Consider the following 14380-nt stretch of genomic DNA (forward strand, 5'->3'; position numbering starts at 1 on the left):
GCTCGTGACGCTTTTTGCCAGAGACATCGCAAGAACTGAGATGAGAAACGGGAGGGCTGGCCCGCAACCGCCCGCATGCTGTTCGAAAGTTTCGAACCTCGGAGTCGAGTCAGCAGCGGAGACGGATGGCGGCACCGCGCTGACGCTGCCGAAGTCGTAGCCCAGCCCCTTCGCGGCATTGAGACCGGCCTGCCCGAGAGAACGGCAGCGACAGAAGGACGGCTCAGGAGGCGGCCGGCTCGATCTCCCCCGCGAAGACGATGACCTGGTCGATGAGGCTCCGTCGCAGATGGACGACGTCCGTTCCCGCCAGGCGGGGGCCTCCGTCGGGTGTGGTGAAGACCCACTGGTACCGGGCCCATTCGTCAGGCATGTCCACCGCGGAGCACCGCACCATCGTGCCCGTCCCCGCCGGGTGGCGCCGGATGTCCAGCACGAACCGCTCGACCGCCGCGATTCCCTCGCTGCGGCCCAACGGCCCCCAGAAGACCACGTCCGAGGTCAGCGCCTGGGAGAGCAGGGCGGTCACATAACTGTCGTCCGAGGCGTTGAACGCGGAGATGAACGTGTCGATCGCGGCGCGTGCGGTCTCTTCATGCATGCCTCAGTAATATCAGCCGTTTCGCGTGCGCTCGTCCTGCGAGACCCCTTCCGGTCACGGTCGATCTTCCCGGTCACAGCACTGGTTAGACTCTCGGCACCCGGGCGGCTCGAAGGGAAGACACTTCCGTGCGCATGTACGACAATCCGGTGATCAGCGGGTTTCATCCTGATCCGAGCGTGTGCCGGGTCGGTGACGACTATTACCTGGTGTGTTCCAGCTTCGAGTACTTTCCCGGGCTGCCGCTCTTCCACAGCAAGGACCTCGTGCACTGGGAGCAGATCGGCAACGTGCTCGACCGGCCCGGGCAACTGCCGCTGCCTGTCCCCGGCGCCAAGGCGTCCGGAGGCCTCTACGCCCCGACCATCCGCCACCATGACGGCCGTTACTGGGTCATCAACACCAACATCGACGGTGGCGGAAACTTCGTCGTCTCGGCCGAGCGACCCGAAGGGCCCTGGAGCGACCCCGTGTGGATCGACCTGACCGGAATCGATCCCGACCTGGCATGGGAGGAGGACGGCACCTGCTGGTGTGCCTTCTCCGGCCCCGAAGGGGGCATCAACATGGCCAGGATCGACCCGGTCAAGGGCGAGGTGCTGGAGAAGCCCTTCGCCACCTGGTCGGGCAGCGGCCTCAAGTTCCCCGAGGCGCCGCACCTCTACCGCATCGGCGACTGGTGGTACCTGCTGATCGCGGAAGGCGGCACGGAACGCGGTCACAGCGTGTCCGTGGCCCGCAGCCGCTCACCTCGCGGCCCCTGGGAAGGCGCGCCCGCCAACCCCCTGCTGTCCCACAGCGGGACCGCCCGCTCCATCCAGAACACGGGCCACGCCGACCTTGTGGAGGCTCCCGACGGCAGCTGGTGGATGGTGCTGCTCGGCGTCCGTCCCCGTGGCTTCACGCCCGACGTGCATGTGCTCGGCCGCGAGACGTTCCTGACCCCCGTATCGTGGGACCGGGACGGATGGCCCGTCGTCGCGCCCGTTCCCGTGAGCCATGCGGCCCCGGGTGGGGCCTGGCACCCCCTTCCGGGCCCGCCCGCCCGGGACGACTTCGACGGGTCCTGCCTCGCACCGCACTGGATCTCGCCGTTCGCCCGCCGGGAAGGCTCCTGGTCACTCGCCGAGCGGCCGGGCTGGCTGCTCCTCAACGCCACCGGTTCGTCCCTCGACCGCCCCGGGTACACCTTTGTCGGCCGGCGCCAGCAGCACCACGACTGCCGCGTCACCGCCCTGATCGACCCGGGTACGGGACGCGGCGGACTCTGCGTACGTCTCGACGAGGCCCACCACTACGAGGTGGAGGCCGGGGGCGGGGAGGTCCGCGTCGTCGCCCGGATCGGGCCGCTGCGCCAGACCGTGGCCCGCCGACCGGCGCCGGCCGGGCCGCTGCACCTCACCGTGACGATCCGGACGTCGAACCTCGTTCCCGCGTCGCCCGAACTCACCGACGGCGGGACCACGGGGCCCGACACCATCGTCTTCGGGCTCGGCGACCCCGACGCCACGGATTCCCGGCCGCTCGCCGAGCTGGACGGGCGCTACCTGTCCACCGAGGTGGCCTGCGGCTTCACCGGCCGTGTGATCGGCATGTACGCCACCGAGGGCACGGTCGCCTTCGACTGGTTCGAGTACGCCCCGGCAATGGTCCGGGACCACCGTCGCGGCCAAGGGAAGGAAGGTATGCGGCTCTGACCGCGCGGAGCCCTCGGTGAGGTCCTCACCGAGGGCTCGTTGCCGCACCGCGGAAACTGACACGGCACCACATCAGTGGGCGGGAGGCGCGGTTGGGGTGGCCCGTGTCACCCGGACCGGCCACGTGTCCCGTCAGCCGAACCGGCCGGGCTGACAGCTTCCGGCGGGCTGCCGGTTGATGACGTTGATGCGGTTGCAGGCGTTGATGGCGGCGATGAGGGAGATGAGCGCGACGCGTTGGTCCTCGCCGTAGTCTGGGCGGCGTTCTCCCATGCCTCGTCGGTCGCTCCGCCGGCGGCGTCGGCGGTCCGGGTGCCCTGCTCGGCCAGCTCCAGCGCGGCACGCTCCGCGTCGGTGAACACGGTGGCCTCACGACAGGTCGCAACCAGGTTGAGCCGCAGCGGGCTGTCGCCGGTGACAGTGGCATCCTTCGTGTGCATGTCCGTGGAGAAGCCGCATGCGTTGATCTGGCTGGCGCGGATCTTCACCGGCTCTTGCGTGGCGACCGGCACGCCTGATTCCGAGGCGACCTTGCCCGCGGAGTTGATGTGCCTGAGGATCTTGCCCGCGAGGGGGTTCCCGAAGGAGGTGAGACGCGGTTGCATGGCGTCTTCTCCCGGTCGAGTCGCGACGTACGCACTACTGACCGGGTGGCCGGGAGATGTGCGGCAGGACGCGGAGGGCCGAGGTCCTGCCGATGAGTTTCCGGTGGTTGCGCCGTCTACCCCTCGAGGAAGGGAGCGCACCATGCGCAAGGTCATCGTTTGCACGTTCCTGACGCTGGACGGCGTCATGCAGGCACCGGGCGGTCCCGACGAGGACGCCGAGAGCGGCTTCCGGCACGGCGGCTGGCAGAAGCCGGTGGACGACGACGAGGTCGGCACGGCCATCGCGGACTGGTACGAGCACTCCGACGCGATGCTGCTCGGCCGCAAGACCTACGAGATCTTCGCGGCGTACTGGCCGGCCGCCGATCCCGGCAACCCGTTCACCGACCGGATGAACAGCATGGACAAGTACGTGGCGTCCAGGACCCTGACATCTGTCGAGTGGCAGAACTCCACGCTGCTGGAGGGCGACGTCGCCGATGCCGTACGCCGGCTGAAGGCCACCGGAGGCGGCGACATCAACGTCGTCGGCAGCGGCGACCTGGCCCAGACCCTGATGCGGCACGACCTCGTCGACGAGTACCGGCTGACCATCCACCCGGTGATCATCGGTACCGGCAAGCGACTGTTCGCCGACGGCGCGATCCCCACCGCACTGGAGCCGGTCAGCGTCTCGACGACGAAGGGGGGCACCGTCGTCGGCGTGTACCGGCCGAACGGCAAGCCGAGTTACGACAGCTACTAGGGTCCGCCTTCCACGACGTTCGAGGGCGTCAGCTCGCACGCTCCGCGCTGGCGGCACTCGCGGTCGCGCCCATGGACATGATTCCGCGCAGTCCGTTCCGGAGCACCTCGACGTCGACCATGCCGAACAGGGCCTGCTGGGCGATGAAGCCCTGGACGGCCCCGATCAGGGTGCGTGCCATGTGGTCGGCGGGGATGTCCTCCCGTACGAGCCCGGCCTGCTGATAACTCTCGACCAGTCCCGTCCAGCCTTCACGCAGATGACCGAAGCCGTCCCGGAGAATCGCGGCGAGCTCGTCGTTGCGCAGGGTCTCGGACCACACCTGGAGGATCAGCCGGGCGAAGGACTCCCCGTCTCCCTGGGTGAAACCGGCCGGACCCTCGTACACCTGGTGGAGGACGCGGCCGACGATCACGTCCGGGGGCGGCGGCGGGGTCTCGCGAGAGGCGTCCTCGAAGGCGGCGCGGACGGTGGCGAAGCACTCCCGCGCGATGGCACCGATGATCTCTTCCTTACTCCGGAAGTACCGGTAGACCGCGCCCGCCGACAGGCCCGCCTCGCGCAGCACGTCCTGCATGGACGTGGCGTGGAAGCCGTTGCGGGCGAAGCAACGGGCCGCGCCGTCGAGGATCTGGCGGCGGCGGGCGTCGAGGTGCGCCTGGGATACACGAGCCATGCGCCCCAAATTAAAGCGAACGTTCCTTCTTGACAAGCGTCGAGCAGCGGAGCAACAGTGGGACTCCTAAAAAACGAACGATCCTTCTCTTTGACCGATCATTCTCTCTGAAACGAGGGCCCCGCCGTGTCCGCTGCAGCCCCCGCCCGGCCGCCCCTGCCCGCGGCCCGGCAGATGCTCGTGGTACTCGTGATGGTGCCGGTCGTGATCGCCCTGGCTCTGTGGGCGTTCGCCTGGCCCAATGCCCGGATCGCTCCGCACGACCTGCCCGTCGGCGTGGCGGGCCCGGCGGCCGCTGCTGCGCCCCTGCAGCAGGCGCTCGAACAACGGGACGGAGCTTTCGACGTCCACCGCTACCAGGACGAGTCCGCCGCCCGCGACGCGATCGAGAACCGGCACGTCTACGGCGCCGTGGTCGTCACCCCGCAGGGCCCGAAGCTGCTGACCGCGAGCGCCGCGGGCCCCGTGGTCGCCCAGTTGCTGACCGATGCCGTCTCGCGCCAGGCGCCGCCCGGGACACGGCTCCAGACCGATGATGTCGTGGCCGCACCCTCGGCCGACCCGCGCGGGTCCGTACTCGGGTCGAGTGCGCTGCCGCTGGCGCTCGCCGGTGTCGCCGCGGGATCGCTGGTGACCCTGCTGGGGCTGCGCGGTGTACGCGCCGCCACCGCGCTGACCGGGGCCGCGGCCCTGGTCGGGCTGGCCGCGGCGGCGATCACCGACAGCTGGCTGGGCGTGCTCACGGGCAACTGGTGGGCGGAGGCCGGAGCGCTCGGGCTGATGGCGCTGGCCGCGGGCGCCACGGTGGCCGGGTTCGCCGCTCTTCTGGGGCGGGCCGGCATCGGCATCGGCGCCCTGCTCGTCGTCCTGCTCGGCAACCCGTGGTCCGGCGTCACGTCGGCACCGGAACTGCTGCCCGAACCGGTCGGCGCCATCGGTCAGTTGCTACCGCCGGGCGCGGGCGGCACGCTGCTGCGCTCCGTGGCCTTCTTCGACGGCAGCGGCGCGGGTACGGCGGTCGTGACGCTCAGCACGTGGACCGTGCTCGGTCTGCTCGTCGTGGCACTGACCGGCCTGCGCGGCCGCAAAACCCCGGTGGCCGAGGAGGCGCACGCGGCCCCGAGCCCGGCGCCGGTGTCCTGAAACCGGGCGTACCCCCGGTCGCGCGCCCTTGAGCGGCCGTACGCCATCCGCTGTAGCGGACGGGTGGCGTACGGCCTCGTCGAGTGCGTGTGCAGGGACCTGGGCTGCACGGGCCGCTCCGCCGGGTTCGTGACGGAGGATGCGGACGACGGCGTCATGGTGGGAGGGCCCGTTCCAGATGCCCGTGGCGGGCAGCGACACCTCGGTCCAGTACGAAGCGATGGTGCCGATGCCAGCCGGCCCGTCAACGGCGGCCTGGTCGTGCCGCGGGTCAACGGTGAGCCTGGCCGTGTTCGGCTTCGGGCGCAGCATCGCGATCACCGTCTCGTTGACGGTCATCGGGTGGCGGGCTCCTGCTGGAGCCCGCGCGGCGCCCCTGCGTGCCCGGCCAGGGCACGTTATGACACCAGGCCGGGTCCTTCCAGTTCGGTCAGCCGTACGGTGCACAGGCCCCCGCGTTCGGCCTTCACCTCCGTCACCTTCAGCTGTGTCCCCGGCGCGAGGAGGTACTCCTCCTCACCCGTGAACGCGGAGAACTGCCGGATCCCCACCGCCCGCGCGGGCGTCACCTCGAACAGCGTCCGCCGGCCACGCCCGCCCAGGAACGCGCGGGCCACACCCGGCTCGGACGTGCACGACGACACGCCCCACCACGTCACCGTCCGCCCCAACGGGTACTGGGATCGCAGATCCAGCGCCACCCCGCGCCACAACGGCCGCGTCTGCGCCGGCAACGCCTCCATCGCCGAGAACAGCAGCCGCAGGTACGGCAGGTACGGCACCACGCGCTCGCGGTCCGAGGAGCGCAGCACGGCGTTGATCTCGCGGTAGAAGCCCGACTCGCACGTGTACAGGTAGAGGGCCGAGATCGCGTCGGCCGACATGGTGCCCACGGCCTCTCCGGACGGCGCGGCCGCGGACGCCGCCTCCGCGGCCTTCGTCTCCCCGAAACGGCGTGACAGATCGATGTGCCGGTCCAGGTGCGCGAGCACCCGCGAGACCGGCTCGAGGGCCTTCAGGAAGTCCACCAGCGGCGTGTCGAACACTCCGGTGACGGGCGGCAGAACGAGGCCCTCGTCCTTGACGCTGGTGAGACGCTCCAGATACAGCTGGTGCAGCTCCATCGTGGAGGCGATGAACGCGCCCATCCGCTGCGCGACACCACCGTCCTCGGGCCCGCCGGCCCCGTCGGTCCCCTGGTCCCAGCCCTTCTGCGGCAGCCAGTCGACCGGCTCGGCCCCCACCACCGCCAGAGCGTCGTTCACCTGGGCGAAGTGGTCGCCCTCGCAGAACAGATCACCCTGCGCGGCAGGGTTGGCGTGGTCCAGGTGACGCACCTGCACCCCCGGGTACTTCTTCTCCAGCCGCTGGACGATCCTCTTCAGGCTGCGGGCGTGCGCGCCCCACCAGGCGAACACCACCCCTCGGTCGGCCTCCTCCACCGCATCCTGCTTCGCCCGGAGGATCTCCTCGACGATCTGCTCGACCACGGGGCGCCAGAACGACGTGTGCCGATCGGTCGCCATCGACCCGTCCGCGCTCGCCGTGAGGGACGCGTTCAACAGCAGCACACCCTGGGTGAGCATCGCCTGAAACCACTCGGGCGGCTGAACCGTGTCCTCCTTCTTCAGCAGCGCGCGGATGTCGGCGATCGGGGTCTTCTTGACTATGCCGTACTTCCACATCGCGGCCGCCTTGATGAGGCAGCGGATGCTGACGACCCTGCCGAACTGGCTGTCCTTCCAGTCGTTGAAGGTGTTGTCGAACATCGCGATGCCGGTCGCGCTCTCCGCCCGCGGGTAGGGGTTCTGTCCGAAGACGACCACCTTCCACTTCTCCGGCGGGTGCGGCTTCAACGCCTGGAACGTCAGCTCGCGCACCGGAACGACCTCCGGGCTGCGCTTCGGGCCGATGAAGTCGGCGGCTCCCGGCTGAGCCTCGATCACCGGTTTGAGCAGCGGCAGCCACGGCTCGCCGCCACCGGTGAACAAGTCGGCCAGTTGCAGCGGGTCTCCCGCCGTGGAACCGGCATCGCCCGCGGCCGTCACGTCGACATCACTCACGAGGGTGGAACTCCCGGCACTCGAACCGGACGCCTCCACGGGCGCCCCGGCATGCTGAACGGAAACGGGAAGGTTGTCACCGGCGTCCGCGTCCTGGGCGGCGCCGGCCTGCGACGCCTTCGGCTCAATGACGAAAGGAAGGCCGCTGCGGCACGTTGATCCGGACCCGCCGTGCGGACCCCGCTCCCTCGATGTCGTCGAGCTGCCTCAGTACGGCGGCCCGCAACTCGTCGTAGTCCGCGAAACCGTGGTCGTGGAAGAGCGTGTAGCCCGTCCACATCAGGTTGGCGCACACCTGCGCGGGCACCCGCCCGGTCTGCGCGCCCATCCCTACGAGGGCCACCGACCGGATACTGCCCGGCTTCGCCCGGTTCTGCAGATGCACCGCCTGGAAGGCGGCCGCGCAGGCCAGTGCCACGTTCAACGTGTCGCTGATGTTCTGTGACGACTGACGCATGGTGGGCGTCGAGATCAGGTACCGAGGGACGTCCGCCCCGGACGGAACGCACACCGCGCTGCCCACCGGCAGCCGCCCGCCGAACCGGTCGCGAATCGCCCGCTGCACTCGCACCTGGATACCCGCGCCGAGATACCGCTTGACCACGGCGTCGACCCCACCATCCATCCGCCCACGCTCGTTGGTGGGAGAGACCCAGGCATCGGCACCCACATCCAGGAGGGAACCCCGCCTGATCTCGACCTCCGGCGTGTCCGCGAAAGCAGACCGCCAAGCCGTGACCACCTCCTCGTTGACGTCGACCAGAACAACGCTCAACGCACTCGTGACACCCACGAATTCACCCCTCCCGCACCATGATCCCGAACGCTCCCCAAGCTACCGGGCACCACTGACAACGCCGGTCGACGGAGCTGCCCGAGCAGGGAAGGAAGGAGCGGGAACCGGCAGGTGGTCAGGAACCTGCCGGCTCGCGTCGCGACACCCGGCCAGACGGAAACCGTACAGTTTGTGCGGCTCCGGGAAACTTGGAGGGCAGTGACGACAGGCACGAGGCCCTCTCACTGAGCGGCTACACGAGCCAGGTCTGCGCTGAATTCCCGCAATTCCGGCGACGGCCGTGGCGCAGACTTGACCAACCGCGCTACGGAACGTGCTTGTTCGGAGATGCAGGAGGGGTCCATCAGCCCCGGTCCGCCCGGCTGCGGCGGACCCGTGGCCTGGTCCGCCAGGGCGAGAAATGCTGTGGCCATGTCGGTCGGAGCCAGGTAAGTGACCTCGGGCACCGTGACCGTGGCACCGTCGTCCATGTACAGGGAGATCGTGAAGGTGTAGATCCAGGGCATCGACCCCTCCCCGTACCGCTCGGGCCCCACCGTGAACGCAACCCGCTCCTGTGTATGCGGCGGCAGGGTGTACTTCATCTTCCGGGGTATTACGGCTCCCTCGCGGGCTTCGGCCGGGATCTTGATGTCGTACCGCGCAGTGATGTCGGTCGGCCCGGCGCCGTAGCGGCAGGACACCTCGGTGGCGGAAACGAGGTTCACTTCGGCACCGGTGATCAGAACCGGGTTGTCTGCACTGTTCCTCAGCGTCGCGCTGACGACGGACGCGGGTATCCGGACCTTCTCGGTGACTTGTCCGTCGAAGACCACATCGGCAGCGACGTTCGTCTCCCGGTCGACGTCCGAGTCGACCAGTTCGACCGCCGGCGCCGGCTCGGGGTCAGATTTGGGCTGCGCATCGGGCCAGAAGAGGAAGATCAGTCCGGCCACCCCGGCGACCGCCGTAACTACGGCACCGACGATCTCGAGCGCCCTGCTCTGCTTGTGCCAGAACCCTCCCTCCGGCTGCGGGCCGCTGTCGCCGGTTTCCGCTGCAGCCGCATCGTCCTCCGGCCGCGCAGGGCCCTGACCGTCCTCGTCGCCCGTTCGCCCGCCCGACCGCGGCGGCGCAGCGCTGCCGCTTGCCTCTTCCCGCGAAGGCCCGCACTGCTCCCCCTCAGGTAATCCGTCTGCCTCTCCAGAACTCATACTCGTCTCCTCCCCCGTCTCCGTAGCAGCCACCCACCCACACGTAGCCCAGCGACGGCTCCTCAGACAAACCCGTCCATCACCGGCGCGTCATGTCCTGTCCCAGCGAAGTCGGGCGCCCATCTCTGAGCTGGCCTGTGTCGACCGCACTGATGAGAGCAGGAGACCTGGTTCGTTGGGACAAGTATCGGCTCGCTAACGCGGCTGCGCGTTCCCCTCCTGGCCGCCCGCCTGCTCCAAGGCAGTCTCGTAGGCGTGCAGGGCGGTGATCACTGTGGCGCGTTCCGCGGGGTCGAGACCGCGCATCACGCTCTCCCAGGCAGCGGCGCTGCCGGAGAGCCATTCGCCGATGGGCGCGGCGTAGGCGGGGGCGATGGCGATGATGCGGCGACGACGGTCGGAAGGATCGGCGGTGCGCTGCAGGACGCCCAGCCGTGACAGGTCGCTGACCATGAGGCTGACGGTCGTCGGGGCCACCTCCAGCCGAGCGGCCAGTTCGTTGACGCTGGTGGGGCCGTCGTACTCCAGGTGGGCCAGCAGCGCGAGGTGCCGCGGTGCCAGGTCCAGCCCCTGCAACGCCGGCGGTACGGGGAGGCGCTTGGCGCGGCCCACCAGCCGCGGCATGAGCAACAGCAGGGTGCGGACGGCCTCATGGACGGCGGGACCGTCCGATTCCGTGGACATCAGCGACCTCTTCCAGGCACCTTTACAAGCAAAGGCTTTATATTCAAAGAGAATGAGGTCTACTATGCCGCATCTGGCGGCCACCTTCCAGAGAACAGACTGACCGGGAACGCCTTCGATACGGACCGCTGGGGGGGCCATGAGGCTCCACGCCGAGCGCCCTGGCCACCTGCGCTTCCGACAGCCGGTGTGTTCGCCCAGTTCACGGCGCAAGTGCGAGCGGGCAGCTCGGCCTCGGGCGTCACGGAGGCGGCAGCGAGCCGATCGAGTCGAAGCCGCCCGTGCCCGCCTCCCCTCCCCGTCACCACACTGAACGAGGCGCCGCTCCGCCAGCACCGGCGGCACGGTCTCCTTCTCCCCCGCGGGCCTTCCGGGCTGCGCGCCAGGCGGCCCGTCGGCCGACGGGTCGGCCTCCGTCTGCGAGCGGAGGCCTTGGTCCTGCTGGCCGGCGTTGCCGGGGCGTCGGCCTTCGTCGGCTTCGTCCGTTGACTCTTCGGCTCCCGTCGACGGTGCGGTGATGCAGGAGGGCAGGACGGGTATGTGCCCTGCGCTCCGCCGTAGAGGGGGCATTGACCAGCAAGTCCCGCCGGAGCGCGCGGCCTTGGCAGTGGGAGCGTGGCGCACCCCGGCGGGACGACACTTACCCGGCCTGTTCGTCCAGGTTCGCTGCGCAAGTCGGTGCGGGCATGCACCAGGCCACGACCGCACCGGTCAGGAGCCCCCCGGTGGCCAGCAGGGTGGCGACCAAGAACGGATCGAGGGAGTGCAGGGTCGGAGCGAACCCGATCCCGACGCAGACCGCTACCCCGGTTGCTCCGCCGAGTTGGTCAGCCGCGCGCTGGACGCCCGAGGCGATCCCTGCATCGTCGTCGGTGACGCCGCTGACCGCGACGTACTGCAGCCCCACGACGCCGAACCCCATCCCGGCCGCGATCAGGAGCATGGCCGGGATCATCGCCGCCCCGCCTGCCTGCAGCGCCGAGACGAGCGCGATCGCGGCCATCGCGGCCGTGGTGAACCCGATGCCGGCAAGCACACACGCGCGCGCTCCCCAACGGCTCAGCATCCGAGGCACGAGCACGGAGCACGCGATCAGCGAGACCGCCAGAGGCAGCATCATCAGGCCCGCACCCAGGGGGCCGATGCCCAACCGGTCCTGCAGGTAGAAGGTGAACAGCAAGAACGAGGTCGACAACCCTCCGCTCAGCAGCATCGTGATCAGGTTGGCCCTCACACGCGTGCGGTTGGCGAAGAAGTGCAAGGGCAGCAGCGGATTGCGCGAGCGTGCCTCGACACGCACGAAGCCGGCCCCGGCGGCCACCGCCCCGGCCAGCGCCCCCGGGACCATCCACGCGGGCGTTCCAGGCTCTCCCGCCTTGACCACTCCGAAGATGAGCAGCAGCGGGCAGGCGGTCAACAGCAGCGCGCCGGGAAGGTCCAGCGACGGGGCGTCCTTGGCCACGGACCGGTCACGCTCGACCAGGAGGACGGCTGCCAGCAGCACGACCAGGATGAACGGGACCGATACCAGGAAGACCCACCGCCAGCCCAGGTGGGCGGTGATGAGTCCGGACAGGACGAATCCGAGCACGAGACCGCAGCTGGCCACCGCCGCCCACACGCTCAGGGCCCGCGACCGACGCGGGCCCTCGGGGAACATCAGGACGATGGTCGCCATCGCGGCCGGCAGCGCGATGGCTTCACCGGTGCCCTGCAGCAGGCGCGCGACGACCAGCACGTCGAAGTTGGGAGTCAGGCCTGCCAGAAGGGACGCGGCGCCGAACAGGCCGGTGCCGAGCAGCAGCACGCGCCGCCGCCCGAGCAGGTCGCCCAGCCGGCCACCGAGCATCAGCATCCCGCCACCAGTGACCGTGTACCCGACCACGATCCAGGTCAGAGTGTGCCCGTCGACGTCGAAGTCGGCGCCGATCGAGGGCAGGGCGATGTTGACCACGGTCACGTCGACCGCGATGAAGAACTGCAGCATGGACATCGCGCACAGCACCAGCCATGCGCGTGCAGGTGACGGGCCGTGCCCGCGTGAAGAAGGGGTGCCTGGGAACATCAGGTGCTCCGTTGCTCAGAGGAAGCTCTGAGCAGCACGAACGTGCCGCTCCGGTCTGGTCACGAAGCGGCTGGACGTCCAGGAAGGATGTGTGAGTTGAACGTCCCGCCGCTAGCGGAACGTCCTGGTCACCGCGGCGCAAGCGGCCGCGCACGAAGCAGCAGACATGCCGCGAACACTACCAGCCGGGGCGCATCCTTCTTGACGGGACCGTGGTCACGGCGAAGGAGCAGCCCGTTAGAGTGCCAACGAGCCGGCGACCCGGCAGGTCGGGCGGCGCCTAGAGAGGGCTCCCCCCGGTGCTGATCGCCCCCTGGTGCGTCTCGGCGTGTTGCGCCGCGGTCGCAGCAGCACGTCCCGTTAGACACCGGCCTGGTAACTCGGCTCGTCAAAGGCACACACGCGGGCAGCGGGGGATCAGGCAGGTCGACGGCCCGAAGGCCTCCGCCCAGTGGTGGGCCGGAGCCTTCGACCATGGCTTCTCAGGAGCTGAGAGGGGCAGTTGGCCTGGACGGGGGCTTCGGTCGCCGGGTGCGCGACTCGCGTTCGGCAGCCGAACGGCAGGTAGGTTTTTGCCATGACTGGTGACTGGCGGATGGACCGGATCAGGGCTGCGCTGAGGGGCGAGAACCCGACCGTGCTGCGACGGTTGACGTCAGGGTTCGCCGTGATCGGGGATGTTCAGTTCCTGCCGGGCTACTCGGTTCTGCTCGTGGACGACCCGGACATACAGCGGCTGTCGGACCTTCCGAGGGCGAAGCGGCTGTCGTTCCTGTCTGACATGGACCAGCTAGGTGAGGCGGTCGAGCATGTCTGTCGTCGGCTGGACCCGGCCTTCCGGCGGGTCAACCTGGAGATCCTGGGGAACACGGACTCGTTCTTGCATGCGCATGTCTGGCCGCGGTTCGAGTGGGAACCGGCCGATGTGGTGGGCAAGCCGGTATGGCTCTATCCGCGTGAGCGCTGGGGTGACGATCGCTTCAGGCTCGGTTCTCAGCACGACGTGCTACGGGATGCGATCGGCAGCGAACTGGACCGACTCCGCTCGGTGGCTTGACGTTTCGGGCCCGCCGGCCGGGCGCCCGGGCGGCGGTGGGTGGGGTGGACCGGGCGTGTGATGGGGACGGCTGGGTGATCCGGGTGGGAGGTGGATGACGCCTTCTGGGGCAGGCGTGTCCGGGTGCTCCGGCTGTGCGCCGACCGCAACAATCGGTTCGTGAGAGACATGCACGTGCGTACTCCGATTGCGACCGACGGCCGACTCGACGCGGCCGCCAAGCACCCCGGCCTCAGTGACCCCCGCTATCTGATGCGGCGTCGGGCCATCGCCTCGCTGGCCCGCGGACACCGGGTCGGTGACCCCTCACCTCGGGTGGACTACACCGAGGCCGAGCACCGGACCTGGCGGACCGTCCACCGGCGGCTCTGGGATGCCCAACGTGAGCATGCCTGCCGTGCCGCTCTCGACGCCCGTGAACAGGCGCCCGTTCCGGCGGACCACATCCCGCAGCATGCCGAGGTCGGACTGCACTTGCGGAGGCTGACGGGCTTCGACTTCACCCTCGCGGGCGGCGTGGTCGGCAACAAGCGGTTCCTCGGGTCGATGGCCGACGGCTACTTCCACGCCGTGCAGTTCGTCCGCCACCCGGCCGTACCGATGTTCACCCCCGAGCCGGACATCATCCATGACGTCTTCGGTCACGGGATCCACCTGGCCTCGCCGGCCTTCGCCGACGTCTACCGGATCATCGGGGATGCGGCGATGCGCGTGCAGAGCAGGGACGTCCTCCAGATGATCAGCGACGTGTACTGGTTCACCCTGGAGTACGGAGTCCTCGACGAGGGAGGGACACCCAAGGCGTACGGGGCGGCTCTGCTCTCCTCGTCCGGGGAGATCTGCCGCCTGCGGCAGGCTCGGATCCGTCCGCTGGACATCCGCGCGATGCTGGCCACCGAGTACGACATCTCCGGGTACCAGCCAGTGCTCTTCAGCGCCCGCAGCCTGAGCGAGGTCACCGACACTCTGGGCGGCTTCCTTTCCGCGCTCGACGAGGAGAGCGCACCACGCTTCGGACGTGACGCGGCATCCTGAGGTTGGCTCGCGCCGAT

General features: G+C 69.4%; 12 protein-coding genes and 1 pseudogene. 5 read left to right on the plus strand and 8 right to left on the minus strand.

All coding sequences use genetic code 11. The features are described 5' to 3' along the window. Positions 1-223: 223 nt before the first annotated feature. Positions 224-601 (minus strand): hypothetical protein, encoded by a 378-nt coding sequence (locus tag NI25_RS00465; protein WP_061440492.1) that lies wholly within the window; start codon positions 599-601, stop codon positions 224-226. 134 nt (positions 602-735) lie between these two features. Between NI25_RS00465 and NI25_RS00470 the strand changes: the two genes are divergently transcribed. Continuing rightward, positions 736-2298, plus strand: coding sequence for a glycoside hydrolase family 43 protein (locus NI25_RS00470; protein ID WP_061440493.1), 1563 nt, complete (start codon positions 736-738; stop codon positions 2296-2298). Positions 2299-2430: 132 nt separating this feature from the next. On the opposite strand, the pseudogene NI25_RS00475 reads toward NI25_RS00470, so the two are convergent. Then, positions 2431-2903 (minus strand): annotated as a pseudogene (locus tag NI25_RS00475) (carboxymuconolactone decarboxylase family protein). Positions 2904-3045: 142 nt separating this feature from the next. Here NI25_RS00475 and NI25_RS00480 point away from each other — a divergent pair. Continuing rightward, entirely contained in the window at positions 3046-3651 is a 606-nt protein-coding gene (locus tag NI25_RS00480) for a dihydrofolate reductase family protein (RefSeq protein WP_061440494.1), read from the plus strand. Between the two features lie 28 nt (positions 3652-3679). On the opposite strand, the gene NI25_RS00485 is transcribed toward NI25_RS00480, so the two are convergent. After that, entirely contained in the window at positions 3680-4327 is a 648-nt protein-coding gene (locus NI25_RS00485; RefSeq protein WP_061440495.1) for a TetR/AcrR family transcriptional regulator, read from the minus strand. A 174-nt stretch (positions 4328-4501) separates the two neighbouring features. On the opposite strand from NI25_RS00485, the gene NI25_RS00490 reads away from it, so the two are divergent. Next, positions 4502-5470: an ABC transporter permease gene (locus tag NI25_RS00490; RefSeq protein ID WP_061446677.1), complete on the plus strand. Its 969-nt coding sequence runs from the start codon at positions 4502-4504 to the stop codon at positions 5468-5470. A 398-nt stretch (positions 5471-5868) separates the two neighbouring features. Here the strand turns inward: NI25_RS00490 and NI25_RS00495 are convergent, their stop codons facing one another. The 5 genes from NI25_RS00495 to NI25_RS00515 form a co-directional block, all read right to left on the minus strand. Next, positions 5869-7533, minus strand: a complete 1665-nt coding sequence (locus NI25_RS00495) for an ADP-ribosyltransferase domain-containing protein (protein WP_061440496.1) — start codon at positions 7531-7533, stop codon at positions 5869-5871. A gap of 124 nt (positions 7534-7657) precedes the next feature. Beyond that, complete coding sequence (locus NI25_RS00500) at positions 7658-8326, minus strand: macro domain-containing protein (protein WP_061440497.1); 669 nt, start codon at positions 8324-8326, stop codon at positions 7658-7660. 224 nt (positions 8327-8550) lie between these two features. Further along, positions 8551-9522 (minus strand): hypothetical protein, encoded by a 972-nt coding sequence (locus NI25_RS00505; protein WP_148315099.1) that lies wholly within the window; start codon positions 9520-9522, stop codon positions 8551-8553. 195 nt (positions 9523-9717) lie between these two features. Then, the gene (locus NI25_RS00510; protein WP_061440499.1) at positions 9718-10206 is read right to left on the minus strand and encodes a MarR family winged helix-turn-helix transcriptional regulator; all 489 of its coding nucleotides are present in this window, start codon (positions 10204-10206) and stop codon (positions 9718-9720) included. Between the two features lie 640 nt (positions 10207-10846). Beyond that, positions 10847-12199, minus strand: coding sequence for an MFS transporter (locus NI25_RS00515; RefSeq protein ID WP_061440500.1), 1353 nt, complete (start codon positions 12197-12199; stop codon positions 10847-10849). A gap of 649 nt (positions 12200-12848) precedes the next feature. On the opposite strand from NI25_RS00515, the gene NI25_RS00520 reads away from it, so the two are divergent. Both NI25_RS00520 and NI25_RS00525 read left to right on the plus strand, forming a co-directional pair. Then, complete coding sequence (locus NI25_RS00520) at positions 12849-13328, plus strand: hypothetical protein (protein WP_061440501.1); 480 nt, start codon at positions 12849-12851, stop codon at positions 13326-13328. Positions 13329-13496: 168 nt separating this feature from the next. After that, positions 13497-14363, plus strand: coding sequence for a phenylalanine 4-monooxygenase (locus NI25_RS00525; RefSeq protein ID WP_061446678.1), 867 nt, complete (start codon positions 13497-13499; stop codon positions 14361-14363). Positions 14364-14380 lie beyond the last annotated feature (17 nt).

The sequence above is a fragment of the Streptomyces sp. CCM_MD2014 genome, assembly GCF_000772045.1.
Classification (GTDB): Bacteria; Actinomycetota; Actinomycetes; order Streptomycetales; family Streptomycetaceae; genus Streptomyces; species Streptomyces salinarius.

What these genes read in the sequence shown, in the direction of transcription:
- NI25_RS00465 (WP_061440492.1), bottom strand. Translation starts at nt 601, where the DNA reads ATGCATGAAGAGACCGCACGCGCCGCGATCGACACGTTCATCTCCGCG.
- NI25_RS00470 (WP_061440493.1), top strand. Translation starts at nt 736, where the DNA reads ATGTACGACAATCCGGTGATCAGCGGGTTTCATCCTGATCCGAGCGTG.
- NI25_RS00480 (WP_061440494.1), top strand. Translation starts at nt 3,046, where the DNA reads ATGCGCAAGGTCATCGTTTGCACGTTCCTGACGCTGGACGGCGTCATG.
- NI25_RS00485 (WP_061440495.1), bottom strand. Translation starts at nt 4,327, where the DNA reads ATGGCTCGTGTATCCCAGGCGCACCTCGACGCCCGCCGCCGCCAGATC.
- NI25_RS00490 (WP_061446677.1), top strand. Translation starts at nt 4,502, where the DNA reads ATGCTCGTGGTACTCGTGATGGTGCCGGTCGTGATCGCCCTGGCTCTG.
- NI25_RS00505 (WP_148315099.1), bottom strand. Translation starts at nt 9,522, where the DNA reads ATGAGTTCTGGAGAGGCAGACGGATTACCTGAGGGGGAGCAGTGCGGG.
- NI25_RS00510 (WP_061440499.1), bottom strand. Translation starts at nt 10,206, where the DNA reads ATGTCCACGGAATCGGACGGTCCCGCCGTCCATGAGGCCGTCCGCACC.
- NI25_RS00515 (WP_061440500.1), bottom strand. Translation starts at nt 12,199, where the DNA reads ATGTCCATGCTGCAGTTCTTCATCGCGGTCGACGTGACCGTGGTCAAC.
- NI25_RS00520 (WP_061440501.1), top strand. Translation starts at nt 12,849, where the DNA reads ATGACTGGTGACTGGCGGATGGACCGGATCAGGGCTGCGCTGAGGGGC.
- NI25_RS00525 (WP_061446678.1), top strand. Translation starts at nt 13,497, where the DNA reads ATGCACGTGCGTACTCCGATTGCGACCGACGGCCGACTCGACGCGGCC.